20 protein-coding genes are annotated in these 24058 nt (G+C 62.8%); 12 read left to right on the forward strand and 8 right to left on the reverse strand.

Annotated elements, in window-relative coordinates:
* Nucleotides 1-8: 8 nt before the first annotated feature.
* The 4 genes from ACZXDY_RS03640 to ACZXDY_RS03655 are packed head-to-tail and all read right to left on the reverse strand — an operon-like array spanning nucleotide 9 to nucleotide 4044.
* The gene (locus ACZXDY_RS03640; protein ID WP_464344527.1) at nucleotides 9-971 is read right to left on the reverse strand and encodes a hydroxyacid dehydrogenase; all 963 of its coding nucleotides are present in this window, start codon (nucleotides 969-971) and stop codon (nucleotides 9-11) included.
* On the reverse strand, nucleotides 964-1860 hold the full coding sequence (locus tag ACZXDY_RS03645; RefSeq protein ID WP_464344528.1) for a fumarylacetoacetate hydrolase family protein: 897 nt from the start codon (nucleotides 1858-1860) through the stop codon (nucleotides 964-966). The genes ACZXDY_RS03640 and ACZXDY_RS03645 overlap by 8 nt, the downstream gene beginning before the upstream one ends.
* Nucleotides 1861-1875: 15 nt before the next feature.
* Complete coding sequence (locus tag ACZXDY_RS03650; RefSeq protein WP_464344529.1) at nucleotides 1876-3015, reverse strand: mandelate racemase/muconate lactonizing enzyme family protein; 1140 nt, start codon at nucleotides 3013-3015, stop codon at nucleotides 1876-1878.
* A 60-nt stretch (nucleotides 3016-3075) separates the two neighbouring features.
* Complete coding sequence (locus ACZXDY_RS03655; RefSeq protein ID WP_464344530.1) at nucleotides 3076-4044, reverse strand: Bug family tripartite tricarboxylate transporter substrate binding protein; 969 nt, start codon at nucleotides 4042-4044, stop codon at nucleotides 3076-3078.
* A 78-nt stretch (nucleotides 4045-4122) separates the two neighbouring features.
* On the opposite strand from ACZXDY_RS03655, the gene ACZXDY_RS03660 reads away from it, so the two are divergent.
* Nucleotides 4123-4860 (forward strand): GntR family transcriptional regulator, encoded by a 738-nt coding sequence (locus tag ACZXDY_RS03660; RefSeq protein WP_464344531.1) that lies wholly within the window; start codon nucleotides 4123-4125, stop codon nucleotides 4858-4860.
* A gap of 49 nt (nucleotides 4861-4909) precedes the next feature.
* Here the strand turns inward: ACZXDY_RS03660 and ACZXDY_RS03665 are convergent, their stop codons facing one another.
* Both ACZXDY_RS03665 and ACZXDY_RS03670 read right to left on the reverse strand, forming a co-directional pair.
* Nucleotides 4910-5788, reverse strand: a complete 879-nt coding sequence (locus ACZXDY_RS03665; protein WP_464344532.1) for an IclR family transcriptional regulator — start codon at nucleotides 5786-5788, stop codon at nucleotides 4910-4912.
* Nucleotides 5789-5893: 105 nt separating this feature from the next.
* Nucleotides 5894-6808, reverse strand: a complete 915-nt coding sequence (locus tag ACZXDY_RS03670) for a dihydrodipicolinate synthase family protein (RefSeq protein ID WP_464344533.1) — start codon at nucleotides 6806-6808, stop codon at nucleotides 5894-5896.
* Nucleotides 6809-7038: 230 nt separating this feature from the next.
* Here ACZXDY_RS03670 and ACZXDY_RS03675 point away from each other — a divergent pair, with 230 nt between their 5' ends.
* The 5 genes from ACZXDY_RS03675 (at nucleotide 7039) to ACZXDY_RS03695 (ending at nucleotide 13482) form a co-directional block, all read left to right on the forward strand.
* The gene (locus ACZXDY_RS03675; protein ID WP_464344534.1) at nucleotides 7039-8376 is read left to right on the forward strand and encodes an MFS transporter; all 1338 of its coding nucleotides are present in this window, start codon (nucleotides 7039-7041) and stop codon (nucleotides 8374-8376) included.
* A 69-nt stretch (nucleotides 8377-8445) separates the two neighbouring features.
* Nucleotides 8446-9468 (forward strand): ABC transporter substrate-binding protein, encoded by a 1023-nt coding sequence (locus tag ACZXDY_RS03680; RefSeq protein WP_464344535.1) that lies wholly within the window; start codon nucleotides 8446-8448, stop codon nucleotides 9466-9468.
* 22 nt (nucleotides 9469-9490) lie between these two features.
* Nucleotides 9491-10339, forward strand: coding sequence for a branched-chain amino acid ABC transporter permease (locus tag ACZXDY_RS03685; protein WP_464344536.1), 849 nt, complete (start codon nucleotides 9491-9493; stop codon nucleotides 10337-10339).
* Between the two features lie 133 nt (nucleotides 10340-10472).
* Nucleotides 10473-11969 carry an ATP-binding cassette domain-containing protein gene (locus ACZXDY_RS03690; RefSeq protein WP_464344537.1) on the forward strand — a complete coding sequence of 499 codons (1497 nt, stop codon included), beginning with the start codon at nucleotides 10473-10475 and terminating at the stop codon, nucleotides 11967-11969.
* 103 nt (nucleotides 11970-12072) lie between these two features.
* Nucleotides 12073-13482, forward strand: coding sequence for an FAD-binding oxidoreductase (locus ACZXDY_RS03695; protein WP_464344538.1), 1410 nt, complete (start codon nucleotides 12073-12075; stop codon nucleotides 13480-13482).
* A 105-nt stretch (nucleotides 13483-13587) separates the two neighbouring features.
* Here the strand turns inward: ACZXDY_RS03695 and ACZXDY_RS03700 are convergent, their stop codons facing one another.
* Together ACZXDY_RS03700 and sdhA are read right to left on the reverse strand one after the other, a co-directional pair.
* The gene (locus ACZXDY_RS03700; RefSeq protein ID WP_464344539.1) at nucleotides 13588-14403 is read right to left on the reverse strand and encodes a 4'-phosphopantetheinyl transferase family protein; all 816 of its coding nucleotides are present in this window, start codon (nucleotides 14401-14403) and stop codon (nucleotides 13588-13590) included.
* A 73-nt stretch (nucleotides 14404-14476) separates the two neighbouring features.
* Nucleotides 14477-16273, reverse strand: coding sequence for a succinate dehydrogenase flavoprotein subunit (sdhA, locus tag ACZXDY_RS03705; protein WP_464344540.1), 1797 nt, complete (start codon nucleotides 16271-16273; stop codon nucleotides 14477-14479).
* A gap of 360 nt (nucleotides 16274-16633) precedes the next feature.
* On the opposite strand from sdhA, the gene ACZXDY_RS03710 reads away from it, so the two are divergent.
* From ACZXDY_RS03710 to ACZXDY_RS03735, 6 genes are all read left to right on the forward strand, one after another.
* On the forward strand, nucleotides 16634-17575 hold the full coding sequence (locus ACZXDY_RS03710) for an alpha/beta fold hydrolase (protein ID WP_464344541.1): 942 nt from the start codon (nucleotides 16634-16636) through the stop codon (nucleotides 17573-17575).
* Nucleotides 17576-17725: 150 nt separating this feature from the next.
* Nucleotides 17726-18649 (forward strand): LysR substrate-binding domain-containing protein, encoded by a 924-nt coding sequence (locus ACZXDY_RS03715; RefSeq protein ID WP_130224168.1) that lies wholly within the window; start codon nucleotides 17726-17728, stop codon nucleotides 18647-18649.
* Between the two features lie 69 nt (nucleotides 18650-18718).
* Nucleotides 18719-19996 carry a 4-aminobutyrate--2-oxoglutarate transaminase gene (gene gabT, locus ACZXDY_RS03720; RefSeq protein WP_464344542.1) on the forward strand — a complete coding sequence of 426 codons (1278 nt, stop codon included), beginning with the start codon at nucleotides 18719-18721 and terminating at the stop codon, nucleotides 19994-19996.
* 76 nt (nucleotides 19997-20072) lie between these two features.
* Entirely contained in the window at nucleotides 20073-21368 is a 1296-nt protein-coding gene (locus ACZXDY_RS03725) for an ArgE/DapE family deacylase (RefSeq protein ID WP_464344543.1), read from the forward strand.
* A gap of 75 nt (nucleotides 21369-21443) precedes the next feature.
* A complete protein-coding gene (locus ACZXDY_RS03730; RefSeq protein ID WP_464344544.1) occupies nucleotides 21444-23033 on the forward strand; it encodes an ABC transporter substrate-binding protein in 1590 nt (529 codons plus the stop codon).
* Entirely contained in the window at nucleotides 23030-24052 is a 1023-nt protein-coding gene (locus ACZXDY_RS03735; protein ID WP_464344545.1) for an ABC transporter permease, read from the forward strand. Before ACZXDY_RS03730 ends, ACZXDY_RS03735 begins: the two co-directional genes overlap by 4 nt.
* Nucleotides 24053-24058: the final 6 nt, after the last annotated feature.

The raw sequence follows: 24058 nt of genomic DNA on the forward strand, positions 1-24058 counted from the left end.
TTAAGACCTCAGACCGCTTTGTGTTCGGGATTGACGAGATTGAGCGGCTGCTTGCCGCGCAGGATTCGGAGCATTTCTTCGGCCGAGCCAACCGCCATCGCACGGCCGCTGGTGGCGGTGATCCCCGCGATATGCGGCGTCAGCAGCAGGTTGGGACAATCGAACAATGCGTCGTCGGGCGGCAGCGGCTGGACATCGAATACATCGAGCGCGGCACCGGCGAGCTTGCCTGACCGCAACGCGTAGATGATGGCGGGCGTGTCGACCACGGCGCCGCGCGAGACGTTCACCAGGACGGATTGGGGCCGCATGTGCGCCAGCAGATCATGGCTGACGAGCCTGCGCGTCTCGTCTGTCAGTGCGCAACAGACCACCACGGCGTTGCTCCGCGCGAACAGCTCCACGAGCGTGACTTCCTCGACATCAGGCGGCAGCGATCCCTTCCGGCGCGACGTGCCGAGCACAGTCATTCCAAAACCGTTGCTCGCGATGGAGGCGACGCGGCGCCCGATCGTTCCGACGCCGAGGATGCCGAGCGTCGTTCCGCTCAACTCGGTGAGGCCGTCTGCCATCGCGCGGCTGGTCGCCCAGCCTTCGGCGCGCATCAGCGTGTCCACGCGCTGCAACGGCCGGCGCAGATGCATCAAGGCCGACATGACATATTCGGCGACGGCGTTAGTGTTGCTTCCGGGCAGGTTCGCAACCGCGATACCGCGTGCCGTGGCGGCGGCGACCGGGATGAAGTCGAGACCGACGCCGTGACGGACGATACCCTTCAGGCGTGGTGCATGATCGACGATGTCGTCGGGCAGTTTCGCGCGCACGATGATGCCGTCGGCATCCGCTGCCCATTGGCGCAGTGTCTCCGGCCTGGTGTCCGGCGCGACGATCAACCGAACGTGCGGGGTGAGAATCGCCTCGCCATCAGGGTGCATGGCGTTGGTCAGGAGGACGACGGGTTTCTCAGGCATCTGGCGCAGGCCCCTCGATGATTGGATTTTGCAGGCGGCCGAGGCCTTGAACCTCGACCTCGACGGTCGAACCAGGCCTGAGCCACGCCGGCGGCTTGTGCAGCCCGGCCACGCCGGCCGGCGTGCCGGTGGCGATGATGTCGCCGGGTTCGAGGGCCTGTTGTCGCGACAGATAGGAAACGAGGTCGGCGACATCGAACAGCATGTTCGCCGTCGAACCGGACTGCAGCATGCGGCCGTCGACTTTCAGCGTCACGGTGAGCGCGTGCGGATCTGGTACCTCATCGCGGGAGGCGAGGTAAGGTCCGAACGGACCGAAGGTCGGGTAGTTCTTGCCGCGGTCGAAATGGCCGTCGGCCTTGATGATCTCGCTTGCGCTGACATCGTTGAAGCAGCCATAGGCGACGACGTGATCGAGCGCACGCTCCTTGCTGACGTTCTCGGCGCGCGTGCCGATCACGGCCGCGAGTTCCGCCTCGTAGGTGACCCCGCCGATCGTTGCAGGCAGCACGATGGGCTGTTCCGGCCGAATGATCGTTTGCGGTGCCTTCATGAACAGCACCGGTTTCTCGGGCGGCGCCATGCCGCGTTCAGCCAGCGCGTCGCGGTAGTTATGCGCGATTCCGAAGATGCGCCGCGGCGCCGGCAGGGGCGCCATCAGCGTGACCGCCTCGCGCGAAAGCCGCGCTGCCGCAGCGAAGCCGTGCACGCGAATGCGTTCCACGACTTTGGGCAGGCCGGCTTCGATCAGGGCTTGCACCTGCGGTGCCGCGCCGCCGAGGGCTTCGCCCATCGCCGGATGCGCAAGGTCGACGATGGTTTCGCTGCCGTTGTCCAGCAGCACGCCGGCGCGCGAAAAGCCTTGCTCGCTGAAGGTGACGAATTTCATGAGCGGACCATCGGTTCACGCCACCCGGTAGCGATCGATCACGCCGCGATCGATCTCGATGCCAAGTCCGGCGCCGGTCGGCACCGCGACCTTGCCCTTGACCTGGACGATCGGTTCGACCGCCAGGTGATCGCGAAACGGGTTTTCCTCCTGCTCGAATTCCAGCATCGGCGGCATCGGAAACAGGCTCGGCGGCTGGTTCGGGATCGACGCCAGGAAGTGGATGGTGGCGGCAAGGCCGACCGCGGACCCCCAGGCGTGGGGGACGCATTCCACGCCATGCGTCGTGGCAAGCGTCGCGATCTTCTTGCATTCGGTAATGCCGCCCGCCGCGCAGACATCGGGCTGCACGATGTCCATCGCCTTGCGCACGATGGCGTCGCGGAAGCCCCATCGGGTGAACTCGTTCTCGCCGCCGGCGACCGCCATGTCGAGCGCGCGCGAGACCTCCACATAGCCGTCGATGTCTTCCGGCGAGATCGGCTCCTCGAACCACTCGATGTCGAGCTCTTCGAGCTTGCGGCCGAGACGGATCGCAGCGGGCACAGTGAAGCAATGATTGGCGTCGACCATCAGCTTGATGCCGGGGCCGATCGCCTCGCGTACGGCTTTCACGCGCTCGAAGTCACGCTTGATCGAACCAAGCCCGATCTTCATTTTGATCGCCTTGAAACCGGCCTCAACGTAGCCCGTCGCTTCCTCGACCGCTTCCTCGACCAGCCGGTCCATGTCGGTGAAATAGAGCCCGGTGGCGTAGGCATCGACCTCGGTGCGGAAGGCGCCGCCGATGAGCTTGTGCACCGGCTTGTTGCAGGCTTTGCCGATAATGTCCCAGAGTGCGATGTCGATGCCGCTGATGGCTGCGATCGACATGCCCTTCGGACCGTAATCCTTGATCCGGTTGTAGAGGTCTTCCCAGATCACCTCGACGTCGAAGGGATCGTGGCCGATCACGCGCGGGGCAAGCTGGGTCTCGATGAAGGCTTTCGCGACCGCTGACGGGCCGTAGCACTCGCCCCAGCCGACGATGCCGTCAGCGGTCTCGATCTCGACCAGGCAGGTGCCGCGTGTCTTGTAGAGCCAGCCGCGCGAGGAGGTGAAGGGACGTTGCACCGGAGCTGCGACGACGTGACAGGTGATCTTCTTGATGGACAAGCGCGTGAACCTTGGTTGGAGAGTGGTTGGGATTAAGAGCAGCGATTCCGCCGTATCAGCCTATTCCTTCGGAAAGACCTGTGACGCCACAGTGCCGAGCGTGGCTGCGACGTTGTCGACTTCCTTGGTCAGCGCATCGCCGGTCAGGTCGTCGACGAGGAACACGTTCTTCTTGGCGAATTCCTTGAAGCGCGGGTCCTGAATGGCGGCGCGAAACGCGGTGACCAGCTTGGTGCGGACATCGTCAGGGAGGTTTGCCGGACCAACGACGTAAGCCATCTGGACGACGGGGCCGTAGGGAAAGACGTCGTAGCCCTTTTCCTTGAAGGTCGGTACGTCCGGAAACATCTCCAGCCGCTCATTGGCGAAGATGCCGATCGGCTTCAGCAGGCCTTCCTGGATCTGGCCAAGTGTTTCCGACGGCTTCAACACGCCGGAATCGACGTGCTGACCGAGCAGGTCGGCCACCACTTTCGATCCGCCGGTGTAGGGCACGTTGACGAAGTTCACGCCCGCCGCGCGCGCGGTCATCAAGGCGAAGATGTGGTTCAGATTGTAGTTACCGGGGGTGCCGATCGTGACCTTGTCGGGATTGCCCTTCATGTACTTGATGAAGTCGTCGAGCGATTTCTGCTCGGCCTTGGTCGAGACCAGGAGCATCAACGGATCGGTCGAGACGCGTGCGATGTGAGTGAACTGCGCATTCGTCAGCGGCACCTTGCCCTGGGCCATCAGCGCCAACGTCGAGCTGGTCCCCATGCCCAGCGTGTAGCCGTCCGGCGCGGCGCTCGCGACCCGGCGCATCCCGATCACGCCGGTCGCGCCGACGACGTTCTCGATGACGATCTTGATCCCATGTTCGCGCAGGATCGGATCGAGCGCCCGGGCCGCGACGTCGTTCGAGCCGCCCGCGTTCCACGGCACGATGAAAGTGATGTCCCGCTGGGGATAGTCCGACTGACCGTAGCTGGCGGGCGCCTGGAGCATCGAAATCAGGCACGCCAGGGTGATCGCGGCAATTTTTCTCATCGTGGTATTTCCTCCCGTTTTGTTGTTTGTTATAACAAACATCGTCGGTAGGTCAAGACGGCCGACCGGAGGAGGGATTTGCGCGATGTCGCGCGCCGCGATACCGAGCGTTGTATGACGGCATTGAAACGAATCGAGCGTGAACCGCTGTGGGATCTCGCGCACGCGCAGTTGCGGGATGCGCTGCTGGCCGGGCGGTTCGAGCCCGGCACGGTCTTGACCTTGCGCTCGCTGGCCGAAAGTTTCGGGACGTCAATCACGCCGGTGCGCGACGCCGTCACCCGTCTCGTAGCGCAAGGCGTGCTGCAGCAGGGGCCGCGCAACTCCGCGATCGTGCCGCACCTGTCCCGCCGCGAGCTTTCGGACCTGACGGTGGTGCGTTGCGCGCTGGAAGGCCGCGCAGCGCGGGAGGCGGCCCTGCGGCGGCATGACGAGGCCGCCCTGCGAAAGCTGCAAGAGCGGCTCTCGACGATGCAGTCGCTGATCGCTGCGCGCAAGCTCGAGAGCTACCTCGAGCATCACCGCAAGTTTCATTTCGGCATTTACGCGATGTCGGGGGTCCCGCTGCTCGTCGAGACCATCGAGAACATGTGGCTGCGCTGCGGGCCGGTGCTGTCCTACGTGATCCCCGAATATGTCGTCCTGCTGAAGGGCTGGGATCATCACACCGCGGCGCTGAAGGCTATCATGGCGGGTGACGCCGATGGCGCCGAACGCGAGATCGTCGCCGATATTACTGATGCCGCGCATTACCTCGCGAGTCTTGCAGATTCGACGGGGCAGTTGAGGCGACCGTCTGGGCTAATCACCTCTTAGCTGCGCGCGGCGCCCCGGACTGGCGAAGATGGAAGGTGAAGCCCTTCGATCAGGCGCCACGTTCGCCTTGTGCGGTTCCTGCCGTGGTCCGTTGACGACGTTTGGGGGCGTTGCGTTCCGGCGCAGCGTCGGCGGCTCGGCTGTGCGAGTCAGGCTGGTAGCCCAGGCGGATCGACAGGAGCTCGGCGTGCGTCATCACGGTCCGGGCGAGCTCTGGCACCCATTCGGCCGTAACGCGCCGGCTCGGACCACTCACGCTAATTGCCGCGAAGACGCGGCCCGCACTGTTGCGGATCGGTGCGCCGACGCAGCGCAGCTCCGGCTCATGCTCGCAATCGTCCACCGAATAGCCGCGGGACCTGATCGCGGCCAGTTCGGCCTTTAGCCGCTTGGGCTCAACGATTGTGTTCGGCGTGAAGCGAGGCAGGCCGGCGCGGATGACCCGGTCGATCACGGCGTCGCTCTGGAAGGCGAGCGCCGCCTTACCCACGCCTGTCGAGTGACAAGGCGAGGCTTCCATCGTGATGACGGTGTTGTGCGGGCGTGCAGCAATTTGGCTGCGGCGATTGACGAAGACCATCTGCGCGCCGTCGAAGACGCAAAGATGCACATCCTCGCCACTGAGCTTGGCAAGCGTATCGACGAAGGGCGGCGCCTCGCGATACAGCGGCAGGTTCATGAGTGCGCTGCCGCCGAGCTCGAACAGTTTTATGCCAAGCCGGTAGCGATCGCGGCTCGCATCCTGTTCCAGGAACCCGACGCTGCGCAGGCTATCGACGATACGATGAACGGTGGTGCGCGGTAGGCCGGTGCGTCGCGCGATCTCGACAACGCTCAGCTCGGGGTCGGTCGAGGAGAAGGCCTCCAGGACCTCGAGCATCTTGAAGAGCGACTTCACGCTCTGTCGACCGCTGTCGACGCTAGTCATGTCGGACCTTTCGGGTGGCGTCACCACGCAATATCCAGGACGCGAACCAAGTCCGACTTAGACGGAATCGGGCGCGGCGGCAATGCCGCGCCCTTTGTCGTGTGCTCACTCGGCTGCGACCAGCCTCGTGCTGCCTTCCACCTCGAGCAGGGGCTTGAGGGCAGCCGCGATCGCGTCCTTCTGCCGGCTGGTCGGAGCCGGCATCGGCTGCCGCGGAAGACCGCTCGGCGATCCCTGGAGGGTGAGGGCATGCTTCACGCAGGCCGGGAGATTGTCGCCGACGATCGTGTTCCAGAACCGCAACAGGCGCTTGTGGATCTCGATCGCGGTCGCGTGGTCACCGCGCTCGACCGCGTTCCACAGTGCCACGCAGGCGCCGGGCACTGCGGCCGGGTTCGCGGCGATCGTGCCATGCGCGCCGAGCGCGAAGGACGGATAGAGCAGCGCATCGACCGCCGTCAGCACGACCTTGCCCGCGGGCACGTCGAGCAAAAGATCGGCCATCAGCTTCAGGTCGCCGGCGCTCTGCTTGACGCCGATCACGCCGGGCAGCTCGTTCATGATCCGCAGCAGCAGCGCGGGGCTCAGGTAGTTCCAGGGCACGACGTTGTAAATGATGACGGGCTGCTTGACCGACTCGGACAGCGTCTTGAAGTGGCCGACCGTCGCATCCTCGTCTGGCTTGAAAAGATAGTGCACCGGCGTGATTTGGAGCGCGGCGACGTCGACCGATTCGATGGCGCGGGCGCGGGCAATCGCTTCGCGGGTCGAGTTGGCGATGATGCCGGCGACGAGCGGCACCTTGCCGTTCAGCTCCTCTGCGCAGGCCTCGATCAAACGCCGGAATTCGTCGGCGGTAAGCGTGTGACCCTCACCTGTGCTGCCGCCAACGCAGATGCCATGCACGCCCTTATCGAGCAAAAACTTCACTTGGCGACGGAAGGCCTTTTCGTCGATGTCGCCGTTCTGATCGAACGGCGTGGTGAGGGGCGGGATGATCCCGGTAATCTTCGCTGGCACGTTATCCTCCTTTATTGTCCGGAATGTGGACATTTTGTATGACAAATGCGCGCATCACGTCAAGCGTGGTCGGCAACATATCGAGTTGTTCGCGGCAAATTTAAGAGGAGATTAGCGGCGCGGCCGAGAATCCACTTGACATGCGGAATAAGTCACTGCTCATGTTGTCCGCAATACGGACAAAAGTCCGGGCAGGGGATGTCTTCCTGCCGAAGCCGGAGGACGACGTCATGAGCGGAATGGTTAGGTCGAGCGGGTCCAGCCGGGTGGCAGACCAAGCGACCGCTTCGATCAAGGGTCGGGAGTCCAGCGACATCCGGAAGGTTGCTGTGGCGAGCGCCATCGGCAACATGATCGAGTATTACGACTTCACGCTCTACGCGACCGCAACCGCGCTCGTCTTCAACAAGATCTTCTTCCCGAGTTCCGATCCCTTGGTCGGATCGCTGCTCGCTTTCGCGACGTTCTTCGTGGGCTATTGTGCAAGGCCGCTCGGCGGCGTGCTGTTCGGCCATTTCGGGGACCGCGTCGGCCGAAAAACGGCGCTGCTCATCACTATCCTGATCATGGGACTTGGGACTTTCCTCATCGGACTCATGCCGACCTATGAGCAGGTCGGTGTGTTGGCGCCGATCTGTCTCATCGGGCTGCGGCTGTTGCAGGGAATTGGCATCGGCGGCGAATATGGCGGCGGCATGGTGATGACGGTCGAGCACGCGCCGGCCGACCGGCGCGGTTTCTTCAGCTCACTCGTCCACATCGGCGTGCCCGCCGGATTCCTGATTCCGATCGCGCTTTTGGGAATCCTGTCGACCTCCATGAGCGAGCCTGACTTCCTCGCCTGGGGCTGGCGGATCCCGTTCCTGTTTTCGATCGTCCTCGTCGGGATCGGGCTCTTCATCCGCTTCAAGATCTCGGAGACGCCGGCGTTCAAGCGCGTGCTGAGCGAGGAGGGGGCTGCCAGCGTGCCGGTGGTCGAAGCGGTCTGCAATCACAAGGGCAACATCCTGTTCGGCATCGGTGCCAAGGTCGCCGAAAGCGGGCTGTTCAACATCTACGCCGTGTTCGCGATCACCTACTGCAAGACCAAGCTCGGACTGCCGAGCCAGACGATCCTGAACGGCGTGCTCGTCGGCTGTGCGCTCGAATGCCTGACGCTGCCGATGTTCGGGGCGCTGTCGGACCGGATTGGTCGTCGCGCGGTCTATTTAGGCGGCATGATCTTCCAGGCCGTGCTCGCGCTCGTCTTCTTCCAGATGCTGAACACCGGGCACACCGGCATGATCTGGCTCGCGATCGCACTCGGTCTCGCGCTTGGTCATGGCTCGGTCTACGGCGCGCAGGGCGCCTACTTCTCGGAGCTGTTTCCGGCGCGCATTCGCTACAGCGGCCTCTCGCTCGTGCAGCAGCTCGGCCCGATCCTCGGCGGCGGCCTCTCGCCGCTGATCGCAACCGCGCTGCTTGCCGAGTACGGCTCGGCCTATTGGGTGGCCGGCTACATGGTCGCGATGGCGCTGCTCTCGGCCGCCTGTGTCTTCGGCCTCCGTCCGCTCCGCTCGGACAACTGAGCCGATCCTGCTCGCAAAACCAGCCGCTCGAGACGAGGCGGCATCGCAAAACCAAGTGAGGAAACTGCCATGGTCTCTACCTTGCACTTCTCTCGACGCAGTCTGATCAAGGGCATCGCCGCCGCGCCGCTCGCAATGCCGGCGATCTTCGGCCGTGCACATGCCGCCGATCCCATCCGCATCGGCATTTCCGGACCGATGACGGGTCAGTTCGCCCAGAACGGCCAGTGGATGAAGAACGGCGTCGCGATTGCGGTGAAGCAGGTCAATGACAAGGGCGGCATCAAGGGGCGCATGATCGAAGTGCGCATCGCCGACGATCTCGGGCCGAACCCCACTGCGGCGGCCAATGCCGTCACCAAGCTCCCGACCCAGGACGAAGTCGTGGCACTGGTGGGTCCGCACTACACGCCGGGTATCCTGCCGAACCTGCCGTTGCTCGCGAAATACAAGATCCCGTGCCTGACGGGCGCAACCGGTCCGGTCGTCACCCAGCAAGGCAGCCCCTGGGTGTTTCGCGTCCGCCTGAATGATGCGATCGGCGCGGACCTTCTGGTCAAATACGTCACCGAAGATCTGCAATGGAAGAAGATCGGACTTGGCTACGTCAACACGGCCTTTGGGCAATCCGGCATGGGCGTGGTCAAGGCCTCCTTGACCAAGCGCGGCGTCGAGCCTGCGCTGGTGCAGGCCCACACCGACGCGACCAAAGATTACACCTCACAGATCCTGGCCTTCCAGCAGGCTGGTGTCGACGGCATCATCGTCTGGACTGACGATCAACCGGCCGGGCTCATTGCCAAGCAGAGCAAGACCCTCGGCGTCAAATTCGGCATCGCCGGCAACACGGCATTCTCGCAGCCGATTTTCCTCGGCCTCGCCGGAGAGGGCGCCGACGGATGCATGGCGATCGGCGAGTTCGTCAAGGACAATCCCGACGAGCGGGTGCAGAACTGGAAGAAGCTCTATTCGGCGCTTCGGCGTCATCGAGTCGGCGGGCTCCTTCTACATTTCGTCGGAATATATCGACGTGATCGCGTTCGGCGTCTTGATCGCAGTTCTAATGTTCCGCCCGCAGGGCATTTTCGGTGAACTCGAACTGGAGCGTCCATAAATGACCGCCGACGGAAACACGCTGACGATGCGTACGCTCGCCCTTCTGGTGATCGGCGCGGCGATCCTGTGCGGCCTCGTCCTGCCGCAATTCCTGTCGGTGTACTATCTGCAGGTCGCAGACGTGACATTGATCAACATCCTCCTGGTCCTCGGGCTCAATTTCATTCTCGGCTTCGGTGGCCAGATGTCGCTCGCACAATGCGCATTCTTCGGCATCGGGGCGTATGGATTCACGCTGCTTCAGGCCGCAGGCATGCCGGTGCCGGTCGCCGCGATCGGCGCGATCGCAATCTCCGCCGCGGTGGGGATGGCGCTGGGCTGGCCGACATTGCGGCTGAAGGGGCATTACCTCGCCCTGTGCACGCTGGCTTTCGCGCTGATCGTCGAGCGGCTGCTGGTGAGCTGGGAGGGCCTCACCAACGGCGCCAACGGCATCACCGCGATCCCGGGCATCGGGCTCGCCGGCGAGAACGACAAGATGCTGTGGGTGTTGCTCACGATCGTCGCTTGTGCCTATCTGCTTCAGGTCTGGATCGCCAACGGTCCGCTGGGTCTGCGCATCCGCGCGCTACGCGACGATGCGCTGGCCGCGCAGGCCATCGGCGTCGACATCTCGCGGCTCAAGATCATGCTGTTCGTGATCTCGGCCGCCTATGGCGGTCTTGCCGGCATCTGCTACGTGCTGCTGCGCGGCTATATCAGCCCCGACGTCTTCTCGTGGCAGTCGACCTTCTCCTACCTCGCCATGGCGGTGGTCGGCGGCCTCGGCAGCCCCCTTGGCGCCGTGCTCGGGGCCATCCTCTACACCTTCGTACCGGAGCTGTTGCGCTTCATGCAGGAATACTAATTTGCCGTGTTCGGCGTCATGGTCATCCTCGTGATCACCTTCTTCCCTGCCGGTCTCTCCGGACTGGTTCTCTCCGCCTTCCACAGTCTTCGCCGGCGCGAAAAATCCTATGCACGATCGGACGTGACGCATCATGAACGCGCTGCTTGAACTCTCCGGCGTCACCAAACGTTTCGGCGGCCTGACGGCGCTCGAAGACGTATCGCTCACCGTCGCGCAGGGCACGATCCATGCTGTGATTGGCCCCAACGGCTCGGGCAAGACCACGCTGTTCAACATCATCAGCGGCATCTATACGCCGACCGGAGGCGAGGTGCGCTTCGAAAGCGCCATCGTCACGTCGAAGCCGCTGCACCAGCTCGCGGCAATGGGGCTGGCACGCACATTCCAGAATACTCGCCTGTTCGGCTCGATGACTGTGCGTCAGAACGTCCTTGCCGCGCGACACGGCAGGGCTCATCCGTGGCGCTTCGACCAGGAGAACGCGCGCCGGGTCGACGAGATCATTGCGTTCGTCGGACTTGCTGATGTTGCCGACGCGAATGCCGCCTCGTTGCCGCAGGGGCAGCGGCGTCTGCTCGAAATCGCCAAGGCGCTAGCGCTGGAGCCGCGCCTCGTGCTGCTTGACGAGCCGCATGGCGGTCTCAACCACGCCGAGACCGCACGCCTGATCGAGGTGATCCGCCAGATGCATGCACGCGGGATGACGATCCTCTTGATCGAGCACGAGATGGAAGTGGTGATGACGCTCGCCGACCGGATCACCGTGCTCAATTTCGGCAAGGTGCTGGCGGAGGGCGCGCCGGCCGAGATCCAGCGCAACGACGCCGTTATCGAGGCTTATCTCGGCCGTGCCGACCGCGAGGAGGAGCTCCATGAACGGGTCGGCCGCGCAAGCGAAGGCACTGGCGCGCCGCTGCTCGAGGTCTCCGATCTCGTGGTCCGCTATGGTGACATCGAGGCGGTGCGGCAGGTGTCGCTGAAGGTCGGTGTCGGCGAGTTCGTGGCGCTGCTCGGCAACAACGGGGCAGGCAAATCCTCCACGCTGAAGGCGATTGCGCGTCTGGCGCAGGCGTCGGGCTCGGTGCGCTTCACAGGTCAGGAGCTGATCGGGGAGCCGACCGAGCGTCTGGTCGGAATGGGACTGGCGCTCGTTCCCGAGCGCCGGCGGCTGTTCGGCGGATTGACCGTGATCGAGAACCTCAAGATCGGCGCCTACGGGCGGCCGCACGGCGAACTGGCGGGATTGATCGATGAAATGCTCGAACTCTTCCCCAACCTCAAGCGCCTGTCGGCGTCGCTGGCCTTCTCGCTCTCAGGTGGGGAGCAGCAGATGCTCGCTATTGCCCGCGCATTGATGAGCCGTCCGCGCCTCTTGCTGCTCGACGAGCCGTCGCTCGGACTGGCTCCGCTGTTGGTCGAGCAGGTGTTCGGCAAGCTCGTGGAAATCAATCGGCAGGGGACCGCGATCCTGCTGGTTGAGCAGAATGCCCGCATGGCGCTCGCGGTCGCGCATCGCGGTTATGTGCTGAGCTCGGGACGCATCGTCGCCGAGGGCAGCGCCGCCGAAGTCGCGCGCGATCCCCGCCTGATGGGCGCCTATCTCGGCCACGGCGAGGCCGCCGAATAAGCCATCGGGCTGGATCTGGTGCTCACGAGAGCCGGCGCCGTCGCGGCTTGAAAGGCGGATCGCCGTGGTGCAGATGGAAGCAGGGTCACCAATGGAGGCCGACATGAACGCCCACACCCTGCCGCGCCCAACAACCGAAGTCATCGCCGCTGTGCGCGCGCGGCTCGCCGAACGTCTGGGCGCGCGGGTCACCGTCTCGCAGGCCGTGCTCGACCAGCATAGCCACGGCGAGGGTCTGCCGGCAGTCGGTGTGCCAGACCTCGTGGTCTTTCCCGAGACCAACGAGGAGGTCGCCTTCGTTCTGGCGCTGTGCAACGAACACCGCGTACCGGTCACGCCATTCGGCGCGGGGTCCTCGCTTGAGGGCCAGCTCGCAGCCCTTGCCGGCGGCGTGTCGCTCGACATGACGCGCTTTGACAAAATCCTTGAGGTCACACCGGACTCGCTCGACTGCCGGGTCCAGGCGGGCGTGACGCGCGAAGCGCTGAACGCGCATGTTCGCGACACCGGCCTGTTCTTTCCGGTCGATCCAGGCGCCAACGCCTCGATCGGCGGCATGGCCGCCACACGAGCCTCCGGCACCAATGCGGTGCGCTATGGCACGATGCGTGAGAACATTCTCGGCCTCACCGTCGTCACGCCCGATGGCCGCATCGTCCGCACCGGTAGCCGCGCCCGGAAGTCATCTGCCGGCCTTGATCTCACCCATCTCTATGTCGGCAGCGAAGGAACGCTCGGCGTCATCACCGAAATCCAGCTCAAGCTTTACGGGCAGCCGGAGACCATCATTGCGGCCGTCTGCCAGTTTGCCTCGCTTGAAGGTGCTGTCGCCGCTGTCGTGACGGCGCTGCAGTCCAATCTGAAGATGGCGCGCATTGAACTGCTCGACGAGGTGCAGATGCGCGCCGCAATCCGCTATTCGAAGCTGGATTATGTGGAGACGGCGACGCTCTTTCTCGAGTTTCACGGCACGCCGAACGGAGTGCGCGAGGAAGTGGAGATGATGCAGGCGATAACAGCGGATCACGGCGGCGGCGCGTTTCAATTCGCCGAGCGGCCGGAAGACCGGACGCGGTTGTGGAAGGCGCGCCACAATTCCTATCAAGCCGTGATGGCGCTTGAGCCCGGTAAGGCCAATATGGGTACCGATGCCTGCGTGCCGATTTCGGCGCTGCCGGCCTGCCTGCTGGAGACCAAGGCGGACATTGTCGCATCTGGCCTGACGGCGCCGATCGTCGGCCATGTCGGTGATGGCAATTTCCATCTCGGAATCCTGTTCGATCCGAAGGACGCGCAAGAGACTGAGCGCGCCGAGGCGCTCGCCTTTCGCACCGCGCGCCGAGCCATTGCGATGGGAGGCACATGCTCAGGCGAACACGGCGTAGGGCTGCACAAGATCGCGCACATGGAAACGGAGCACGGTGAGGGGGTGACGCTCATGAAGGCGGTAAAGACGGCGCTGGACCCGAGAGGAATCATGAATCCGGGAAAGATTTACCCGTCGAGCAACTGATTTCCAGCGTGCGCTGTTTGAAGACGAGACGCTCTTTCCGCGCTGGCCTCCAGCAGCTACCGCTGTGGATTTTCGTCCACGGCGGTTTTTTTGTCGGCGCTTCCGTCAGAAATCAGCAGAGGCGAGGAGGTGCCATTGCGCGACAGATCCAAGCGCAGGAGGTACTGCGAGGACCGTTGGGCTTGGTCCTGCATCGACGATGACCTCATTTGGCGGAACTGCGAAACCTAGTCCGGCCGCTTTCAGCAATGCCTCCTTGAGGGTCCAATAGCGGAGAAACAATCGGGACCGGGATATTTCCGGTGCTTTCCGCAGAGCAGCTTGTTCTTCGGCGGCCAGCACCAGCTCGCTGATGGAATCCAGATGATCTACTTCGCGTAGGGGTTCGACGTCGACCCCGATGGGCATGCGTGCTGCGGCGACGGCAACGGCGCCCCTGGCATGACTGAGGCTGAAGTCGATTTCCTGCGGATCGACGAGAAGGACCGGCTTGCCGTTCGCCGATGGTGCAAACCGCAGCGCATTCGGCGGTCGACCTACTGCATGTCCAAGGATCAGGCGCGCTCCCGCATGGGCGGCCAGATAGCTGCGCCGGTCCTCATGATGCCGGAGTCGCGCCAAGTGGTCCGTCTCCTGCACGTCAAGCAGCGCGGCGCTTTGCTCAAGAGGAAGCGCGGTAGGGCCGGGCGTGGCGCTTTTCTCCGGCGGGGAGACTGCGGCCAGCCAGAACGCGATCTCTGCGGGTGTCGGTCCTTTGACCGGCGTCGGGAGGTTCGGATGGGGCAACCATCGCAGGCGCAACTCATCGTCTTCAGGCGTGACACGCTTGACGGCGATTGCCCAGGCGACCACCGTTGTTGCCTGCAATGCGGTTAGCGATGAGGCGAAGCCGTCCTGTCCGGTGCAGACAGCGTTATTCATGCAAGGTTGGCTGACATCGGCTACCGGTTTTCTTGAAACTGAGCGACATCCAGCATTGAGCGGTCCCCCTCAATCAATACACGCGCTCTCTTGGCGGGATTGACTGCACCTCGTTTGAGAGCGGCTGTAAATGCACTGGTCTGTAATCGAGCCGCACGCGGCCATCATCATCGAGCCAGCACAGGGTGTGCTTCAGCCAATTTTCGTCATCGCGTTTGGGGAAATCTTCCCGCGCATGGGCGCCGCGGCTTTCCTTGCGACCGATCGCTGAATGAAGGCTGACGCTGGCCTGCGCAAGCATGTTGTCCAGTTCGAGTGTTTCGGCCAGATCGGTGTTGAAGATCATCGTGTGATCGGTCACGCCAATGTCATCCCGCATCGTGGCGATCACCTCGTTGAGTTTTGTCAAACCGTCGTCCAGCAGCGCGCCGGTGCGGAATACGGCGCAGTGGCGCTGCATGGTTTGTTGCATGGCCAGCCTGATGTCGCCGGCGACGGCCTTGCCTTTGGCCCACCTGATGCGATCGAGATGCGCGATGGCACGATCGGTCGCCTCGTCGGACGCCGGTGCGTGGCCCTCTTGCGGACGCAGGGTCTCGATCACGCGATGAGCGGCAGCCCGTCCAAACACGATGATGTCGAGAAGCGAATTGGAGCCGAGGCGGTTCGCTCCATGCACGGAAACACAAGCCGCCTCCCCGATCGCCATCAGTCCTGGGACGACCGTTTCCGGATCGCCATGGCGAGACGTGACGGCTTCGCCATGCAGATTGGTCGGAACTCCGCCCATGTTGTAATGGACGGTGGGCAGCACCGGAATCGGCTGGCGTGTGACGTCGACGCCCGCGAAGATTTTGGCGGTCTCGCTGATGCCCGGCAGGCGCGTGTGCAGGAGTTCCGGATCGAGGTGCTCCAGGTGTAGTTCGATGTAGTCCTTGCGCGGACCGCAGCCACGCCCTTCGTTGATCTCAATCGTCATGGCGCGGCACACGACGTCGCGCCCGGCAAGATCCTTCGCGCTTGGCGCATAACGCTCCATGAAGCGCTCGCCTTCGGAATTGGTGAGATAGCCGCCTTCGCCGCGCGCCCCTTCCGTGATCAGGCAACCGGAGCCGTAGATGCCGCTCGGGTGAAACTGTGTGAATTCCATGTCCTCGAGCGGCAACCCGGCCCTCAGGGCCATCGCGTTGCCGTCGCCGGTAGAGGTGTGGGCGGCGGTGCAGGAGAAGTAGACGCGGCCGTAACCTCCGGTGGCCAGCACAGTGCGGTGAGCATTGAAGCGGTGGATGGTCCCATCTTCCATGTTCCACGCCAGCAGGCCACGACAGGCGCCGTCATCATCCATCAGGAGGTCCAGCGCGAAATATTCGATGAAAAACTCCGTGCCGTGCGTCAGACACTGCTGATAGAGCGTGTGCAGGATGGCATGGCCTGTCCGATCGGCCGCCGCACAGGTGCGCTGGGCCATCTTCTTTCCGTACTCGATGGTCTGGCCACCAAAGGGACGTTGATAGATCCGACCATCTCCGGTGCGCGAGAAGGGCACCCCATAGTGCTCCAGTTCCAGCACCGCGGGCACGGCTTCGCGGCACATGTATTCGATTGCGTCCTGATCACCGAGCCAGTCGGAGCCCTTGACCGTGTCGTACATGTGAAAGCGCCAATCGTCGCCATCACCCATGTTTCCAAGCGATGCCGCCATGCCGCCCTGTGCGGCGACGGTGTGGCTGCGTGTCGGAAAGACCTTTGTAACGCAAGCCGTCTTGAGGCCTGACGATGCCATGCCCAGTGCCGCGCGCAATCCGGCGCCTCCGGCACCGACGATCACCACATCATAATTGTGGTCGATGATCTCGTACGCTTTAGCCATCCTGCAGTTCTCCCAAATGTGCGAACGGGTCTTTTCTGAATTCAGCGGTATCCATCGGATCGGCGAAAAAGCTTATCGATCTCCGACCGTTCTGGCGACACAACTCAATATGGCGCCGAGCAGGCCAAATTCCATCGGCTTCGCTCTGACCATGCCCATCGCTTCGCGGAGAGATTCCGATATCGTCAAATGAGATGATACGTATCTCATTATTTGAATTTTCAGGATGGAGATCGAGCCTATATCTTCCTGCGACAGATATTCAGCGGATACCGACGTCATCGCGTGTCGCTGTTCGAAGGACTTGTCTCTTCGCGTTTCGGTCGCAAGTCGGCCAGTCGCATTGCCGGAGGTAAGGATATGAAGCTTCCAACCGCTCTATCGGCCATCGCCGCGCTGGCCATGGGGCATGGCGCCCAGGCCGCAGCCTTGCCGTCGACCTCGGCCACGATCACCTATCATCGCACGCAGGTGGATGGCGTCGGCATCTTCTATCGTGAAGCGGGGCCGAGCGACGCGCCGACGATTGTGCTGTTGCACGGCTTTCCGTCCTCCTCGCGGATGTTCGATACTTTGCTTCCGCTTCTTGCCACGCGCTATCGCCTGATCGCACCTGACTATCCGGGGTTCGGCCAGAGCGAGGCTCCGCCGCCCTCGCGCTACGCTTACACGTTCGATCATCTTGCTCAGACCACGAACGCCTTGCTCGAGCAGCTCAAGATCAGCCGCTATGTCCTGTACCTGCAGGATTATGGCGGTCCGGTTGGCTACCGCATCATGGTGGCTCATCCCGAGCGGGTGCGCGCGCTTGTGATCCAGAATGCGAACGCCTACAGGGAAGGGCTCGGCGCCAAATGGAGCGGCATTGCGCAATATTGGGCCGATCGTGATGCGCACCCGGAGCAGGTCGACGCTTTCACGTCGCTCGAAGGCGCCAAGGCCCGTCACATCGGCAGCAGCCCCAATCCCGAGCGCTACAATCCCGATACATGGACCGACGAATATGCGTTCCTGTCCCGACCTGGGCAGCGAGAAATCCAGGCGGACCTGCTTTACGACTATCGCACGAACGTGGCCTCTTACCCCGCATGGCAGGCATTTCTGCGCGAGCATAAGCCACCGACGCTCATCGTGTGGGGGCGCTATGATCCATCCTTCATTGCACCGGGCGCCGAGGCGTTCAGGCGCGACCTGCCGGACGCGGAGATTCATCTGTTGGATGCCGGTCACTTCGCGCTAGACGAGAAGGTCGACGATATAGCACGTCTGATGATCGACTTCCTGCCGAAGCAGCCCGAATAGGCTTAACGCCAGCTATACAAGGAGTGAGCGAGTCGACCGTTCATACCCATTACCGAACGGGCCACCCAACGATGTGTCTGTTCGAATTGAAGAAAACATTTAGGTGGGGCATAACCCTCGGCGATTGAAGCGCTGATTGCCCACACTGTTATGACCAGGCCCCGGGTTCCATCCCTCGTCGCATTGAGAGCTTTTGAAGCTGTTGGCCGCACCGGCAGCATGCGTGCCGCTGGCGACGAGTTGGCGGTGAGCCATACGGTCGTGTCGCGTCATATCCAGAACCTGCAGGAAAGCCTCGGCGTCACGCTTGTCCGGGCTCAGGGTCGCGGCGTCATGCTGACCGAACGAGGCTCGTTCCTCTATGAGCAGTTGTCGCAAGCGTTCGACATCATCGCGCGCGCCACGGTTGCGGTACGTCCTCCGTCGCGAACCACGCTTAACATCTGGTGTATTCCCGGCATCGCCAACCGCCGCCTGCTGCAGAGGCTTCCGGAACTGACGGGCCCGCCGAACCGATGGGAAGTCAACCTGCAACCAACCTTGTCGCACCCCGATCTCTCGCGCGGTGAGGCCGATGCCGAGATCGTCTATGCCGATGTGATCACCACGCATCTCGATCTTGCGTCCGAGCCCTTGATCCGGCCGAGGGTCTTCCCGGTGGCCAGCCCGAGCTATCTGGCGCGTCATCCCGCCATCACGAGCCTGACGGACTTGGCGTCGATCGCCTTGATCCACGAGGAATCGACGGAGCAATGGGAGCGCTGGTTTCGGCTGGCCGGATTGGTCGATTTGCCGCAGCTCGGCGGCCAGCGTCTTTGGCATGCCCACCTCGCCATCGAGGCGGCGCGGCTTGGGCAGGGCGTGGCGATCGCAAATGACGTCCTTGTCGAGGACGACCTTCGCACTGGTGCATTGGTCGAGCTGCTCTCCACCTCCGTCTACATGGGAACGTACCAATTGGTCGCTTTGAAGGAGCGATGGCGCGACCCGGCGATTGTTGCACTGCGGAATTGGCTACAAAATGTGCTGGCCAGCGCACTGATCGGTCCGACTGGTGCATGTGAGTCACCATAGCGCGATAATAAAACTGGTTGTTCGTTCGATAGCGCCAACTACGGTCCCCTCAACTTGGGGAAGTAAGTAATGACGCTAAACTCCGAACTGATGTCGCGCAGGCAGGCTGCGGTGGTCCGTGGTGTTGGTCATGCCACACCGGTTTTCGCTGAGCGGGCACTCAACAGCGAGCTCTGGGACGTCGAGGGACGACGTTACGTCGATTTTGCCGGTGGTATCGCGGTTCTCAACACCGGTCACCGCCATCCGCTGGTGATCAAGGCGGTTCGCGATCAGTTGGATCGCTTTACGCACACCTGTTTTCAGGTCGCCCCCTATGACTCCTATGTTGAGCTGGCGGAGCGTCTCAATGCGCTGGCGCCGATCAGCGGGCCGCTGAAGTCGATACTGCTGACAACCGGCGCCGAGGCCACCGAGAATGCGGTCAAGATCGCTCGTGCGGCAACCGGCCGCACTGGCGTCATCGCGTTCACGGGAGGCTTCCACGGCCGCACCGCTTTTGCGTCGGTGATGACGGGAAAAGTCGTCCCTTACAAGAAGGGCGTTGTTTCCCCGCTGCCCGGCGTGTGGCATGTGCCATTCCCGATCAGTGGCAGTGAAGTTACTGTCGACGACGCGCTGCGCTATATCGGCTTCATTTTCAAGGCCGATATCGATGCATCGCAGGTGGCGGCGATCATCATCGAGCCTGTGCAAGGCGAAGGCGGCTTCCACCAGGCTCCTGCCGAACTGATGCGTGGGCTGCGCCGCATCTGCGACGAGAATGGGATCGTGCTGATCGCGGACGAGGTTCAGACCGGATTCGGTCGGACTGGCAAAATGTTCGCGATGGAGCATTACGACGTCAAGCCGGACCTTATCTGCGTCGCGAAAAGCCTTGCCGGTGGTTTGCCGCTATCGGGCGTGATCGGACGTGCCGCGATCATGGACGCGGCGGAGCCGGGTGGCCTCGGGGGCACATATGCCGGCCATCCGCTGGCATGCGCGGCGGCGCTTGCGGTCCTCGACGTGTTCGAACAGGAGAACCTTCTCGCGCGCGCCAATGAGATCGGTGCGCGCTTGCGCGATGCGATCGATCGCTTCGCGCAGGCCAACCATCTGCTGCCGATTTCCCGGGCTCGCGGATTGGGCGCGATGATCGCCTTCGATGTGCTCAAGCAGCGGGGGAGCAACGAGCCCGACGCTGAAGCCACCAGTCAGGTCACGAGGCTCGCGCACCAGAACGGCCTGATCCTGCTCTCCTGCGGCACGACTGCGAACACGATTCGGATCTTGGTCCCGCTCACGGCATCGGACGAGATCGTGGACGAGGGGCTTTCGATCCTCGAATCCTGCCTCGTCGCCTGAGCTCCACGACCGGCGAACATCGACCAGACCAACAATGGGCATTCGTTGAAATGCCCCCTGCGAACAGGAGACGACCTTGGAAACTGAGCTGACCAAGACCAACAGTCTTGCGGAAGAATTGCGGGCTGCCGTCGATCGCAACTTTGACGACCAGGTGGCCTTCCTCGCGCGCCTGGTACAATTCCGCAGTCTCCGCGGTCAGGAGGCCCCGCTCCAGGCCTGGATGGCCGAGCGCCTGGCCGAGCGCGGCTACAAGGTCGATGCTTTCAGTCTCGCCGATGTCGATCTGATGAGCCATCCGAAGGCGGCCCCGATGGACGGGATCGATCTTGCCGGCTCGAGGCAAGTCGTGGCGACTTATGAGGGCGGCGGGAAGGGGCGCAGCCTGATCCTCCAGGGTCATATCGACGTGGTGCCGGAAGGCCCGGCGGATTTCTGGGATTTTCCGCCATTTGACGGCGTGGTGCGCGACGGCTGGATGCACGGCCGCGGCGCTCAGGACATGAAGGCCGGCGTGTCGGCGATGATTTTTGCGCTCGATGCGATCCGGGCCGCGGGCTACGCGCCGCAGGGCCGCATCCACGTGCAGACCGTCACCGAGGAAGAAAGCACCGGCAACGGCGCGCTGTCGACGTTGATGCGCGGCTATCGCGCCGACGCCTGCCTGATCCCCGAGCCGATCGGCCACAAGCTCTTGCGCGCGCAGGTCGGCGCGATCTGGTTCAGGGTGCGGGTGCGGGGCACGCCGGCACATGTCGCCTACTCGGAGAACGGCACCAGCGCCATTTTGTCCGGTATGCACGTGATCCGTGCGTTCCAGGACTACACCAAGCGGCTTAACGAACAGGCCGTGGATCATCCGTGGTTCAAGACTGTCAAATCGCCGATCAAGTTCAATGTCGGCATCATCAAGGGCGGCGATTGGGCAAGCTCGACGGCGGCTTGGTGCGAGTTCGACTGCCGGCTCGGCCTGCTTCCCGGCACTAGCCCGCAGGAGGCGATGCGTGGCATCGAGAAGTGCCTGGCCGACGCACAGGCCACCGACAGCTTCCTGTCGAGCAATCCGGCCGAACTGATCTGGAGCGGCTTCCAGGCAGATCCGTCGGTCTTGGAGCCCGGAAGCGAAGCCGAGCAGGTGCTCTCCTCGGTGCATCAGGTGGTCTTCAACGAGCCGATGCAGTTGCAGATCGGCACCGCCGTTACCGATACGCGCTACTACAACGTCGACTATGGAATTCCGGCGCTGTGCTACGGCCATTACGGCATCGGGCCGCATGCGTTCAATGAGCGCGTCGATCTCGAAAGCGTCCGCAAGATCACACTGAGCATCGCGCTCTTCGTCGCCAACTGGTGCGGATTGAAGAAGCTGTGATGGTCGCCGCCGCATCTGCGGCCGGCGCGTCTCGTCCAGAGAGCCATGTCAACAGGAAGGGGGGATATCATGGGAATGAACAGGCGTGAATTCGGCAAGTTGGGACTGGCCGCGGGAATGGCCAGCGTCGCGGGGATCCCGCTCGGCTTGCACCGTGCCGCGGGGCAGACGCGCGGCGGCACGCTCAGCACCATTATCCATCCGGAGCCGGCCATGCTGGTCTCCGCGATCAGCCAGCTCCAGCCGACGCTGACGATCTGCGGCAAGATCTACGAGAGCCTGCTTCGCTACGACTTTGACCTGAAACCGATCCCCGGCCTGGCGCAATCCTGGAGCGTCTCTCCCGACGGGTTGACCTATACGTTCAAGCTGTTTCCGAACATCACCTTCCACGACGGCAAGCCGCTGACGGCCGACGACGTCATCTTCTCGATGACCAAGATCCTGCCCGAGACCCACGCGCGGGCCCGGCCGATATTCACCCGCATCGATAGCGCCGAAGCTCCCGATCCGCTGACGGTCGTCTTCAAGCTCAAGTCGCCGTTTTCTCCGTTCCTCGGAGCATTCGATTGCACCACGGCGCCGATCCTGCCCAAGCACATCTACGAAGGCACCGACTTCAAGACCAATCCTGCGAATGACAAGGCGATCGGCTGCGGTCCCTTCAAGCTGAAGGAATGGGTGCGGGGGTCGCACATTCACTTGGTGAAGCACGAGGGCTATTATCGCGCCGGTGAACCTCATATCGACGAGATTATCTACCGCGTCATTCCGGACGCAGCGGCGCGTTCGGTCGTGCTCGAGCAGGGGACCGTCAAGCTGACGCAGTGGAGCGACATCGAGCAGTACGATGTGGCTCGCCTCACCAAGCTGCCCCATCTCGACATGACGACAAAGGGATATGAGTACTTCGCGCCACATCTGTGGCTCGAGCTGAACAATCGCATCGCGCCGATGAATGACAAGCGCTTCCGTCAGGCGGTGATGTACGCCATAGACCGCAAGGCTCTGCTCCAGCGTGTCTACTTCGGTCTCGGCAAGGTTGCGACTGGTCCGATCTCGTCGAAGACCCGGTTCTACGACAAGAACGTAAAGCAGTACGAATACTCACCGGACAAGGCAAAAGCTCTTCTCGACGAGATGGGATTGAAGCCGGGCGCCGATGGCAAGCGGATCACCGTTCCGTTCCTGGTCACGCCATCGGGCGAGCTCTATCGTCGCGTCGCAGAGTTCTTGCGCCAGTCGCTGCTGCGGGTCGGAATCGACCTGCAGTTTGAAGGCACCGATGTCGCGGGCTGGATCCAGAAGGTCAGCAACGGGGAGTATTCGATGACGACGAATCTCGTCTATCAACTCGGAGATCCCGCTATCGGCGTATCGCGCACCTACATTTCGTCGAACATCCGCAAGGGCATCATGTTCTCCAACACGGCCGGATATTCAAATCCGGAAGTCGATCGTCTTTTCGAGGAAGCTGCGACCGCTTCGCCGGACGAGAAGCGGCAGGAACTGTACAGCGCGGTGCAGAAGGCTCTGGTCGAGGATGTGCCGATCGTGTGGCTGCTCGAACAGGACTTTCCGACGTTTACCGACAAGAAGCTCAAGAATGTGACCACGACCGCCATCGGCGTTCACGAAACCTTCGGCGCGGTCCGGTTCGAATGAGCGTCGTCGCCATCACCCGGTACGGAGGCCGCTTGTCGGCCTACGTGCTGGGCATCGCCTACGGAGCGGTGAAGATCATCGGCGTGATTCTGGTCATCGCGACCTTCAACTTTATTCTCGTTCACGCGGCGCCCGGCGACCCGGCGCAGGTGATCGCAGGACAAAGCGGTGCTGCCGACGAAACATTGCTCCGCCAGATACGATCGGCCTATGGCCTCGATCAGCCGTACCTGGTGCAACTGGCGAGCTCCCTGAAGAAGACGCTGACGCTTGATCTCGGTTATTCCTATCGGCAACAGCGGGCCGTGTTGTCGCTGCTGCTGGAGCGGCTGCCCGCGACCTTGCTGCTCACGGGTACGGCGTTCATCCTGTCCCTGGTCTTCGGTACGGCGTTAGGAACGATAGCCGGCACACGTGCGGGAAAATGGTCCGACACGTTCTTTACGATCGTCTCGCTGCTGCTCTATGCCTTGCCGGTGTTTTGGCTTGGCCTGATGCTCGTGCTGTTGTTTTCCGTGCAGCTCAATTGGCTTCCGCCATTCGGCTACGTGACCGTCGGCGTCGAGATGACGCCGTGGCAGCGCATCGCGGACATTGCCTCGCATATGGTCCTGCCGACCTTGTCACTGGCCGCTGTCTATCTCGCGATCTACGCCAGGCTGATGCGTTCCTCGATCATCGAGGTCAAGCAGCAGGATTTCATCAAGACGGCGCGCGCCAAGGGCGTGACCGAGTCCCGGATCGTGATGCACCATCTGCTTCGCAATGCGATCCTGCCCGTTATCACGGTCGCCGGAATGCAGGCCGGCGCGGTGGTTGGCGGCGCGGTTGTCGTCGAGACCGTGTTCGCCTGGCCCGGCCTGGGGCGGCTGATCTATGACGCCGTGCTGCAGCGCGACTATCCGGTCATGCAAGGCATCTTCCTGGTCATGTCGATTGTGGTGATCGGGCTGAACCTGCTCACCGAGGCGGTCTATCGCATGGTGGATCCGCGCATCTCCGTACGAAGTGTGAGGTGAGGCGGC

The organism is Bradyrhizobium sp. LeoB3, assembly GCF_055456055.1.

Bases quoted from the DNA above. Each gene is read 5' to 3' on its own strand.
- ACZXDY_RS03710 (WP_464344541.1), top strand. From the start codon at position 16,634: ATGAAGCTTCCAACCGCTCTATCGGCCATCGCCGCGCTGGCCATGGGG.
- ACZXDY_RS03700 (WP_464344539.1), bottom strand. From the start codon at position 14,403: ATGAATAACGCTGTCTGCACCGGACAGGACGGCTTCGCCTCATCGCTA.
- ACZXDY_RS03645 (WP_464344528.1), bottom strand. From the start codon at position 1,860: ATGAAATTCGTCACCTTCAGCGAGCAAGGCTTTTCGCGCGCCGGCGTG.
- ACZXDY_RS03735 (WP_464344545.1), top strand. From the start codon at position 23,030: ATGAGCGTCGTCGCCATCACCCGGTACGGAGGCCGCTTGTCGGCCTAC.
- ACZXDY_RS03690 (WP_464344537.1), top strand. From the start codon at position 10,473: ATGAACGCGCTGCTTGAACTCTCCGGCGTCACCAAACGTTTCGGCGGC.
- ACZXDY_RS03685 (WP_464344536.1), top strand. From the start codon at position 9,491: ATGACCGCCGACGGAAACACGCTGACGATGCGTACGCTCGCCCTTCTG.
- ACZXDY_RS03695 (WP_464344538.1), top strand. From the start codon at position 12,073: ATGAACGCCCACACCCTGCCGCGCCCAACAACCGAAGTCATCGCCGCT.
- sdhA (WP_464344540.1), bottom strand. From the start codon at position 16,273: ATGGCTAAAGCGTACGAGATCATCGACCACAATTATGATGTGGTGATC.
- gabT (WP_464344542.1), top strand. From the start codon at position 18,719: ATGACGCTAAACTCCGAACTGATGTCGCGCAGGCAGGCTGCGGTGGTC.
- ACZXDY_RS03730 (WP_464344544.1), top strand. From the start codon at position 21,444: ATGAACAGGCGTGAATTCGGCAAGTTGGGACTGGCCGCGGGAATGGCC.
- ACZXDY_RS03715 (WP_130224168.1), top strand. From the start codon at position 17,726: ATGACCAGGCCCCGGGTTCCATCCCTCGTCGCATTGAGAGCTTTTGAA.
- ACZXDY_RS03655 (WP_464344530.1), bottom strand. From the start codon at position 4,044: ATGAGAAAAATTGCCGCGATCACCCTGGCGTGCCTGATTTCGATGCTC.
- ACZXDY_RS03680 (WP_464344535.1), top strand. From the start codon at position 8,446: ATGGTCTCTACCTTGCACTTCTCTCGACGCAGTCTGATCAAGGGCATC.
- ACZXDY_RS03640 (WP_464344527.1), bottom strand. From the start codon at position 971: ATGCCTGAGAAACCCGTCGTCCTCCTGACCAACGCCATGCACCCTGAT.
- ACZXDY_RS03665 (WP_464344532.1), bottom strand. From the start codon at position 5,788: ATGACTAGCGTCGACAGCGGTCGACAGAGCGTGAAGTCGCTCTTCAAG.
- ACZXDY_RS03675 (WP_464344534.1), top strand. From the start codon at position 7,039: ATGAGCGGAATGGTTAGGTCGAGCGGGTCCAGCCGGGTGGCAGACCAA.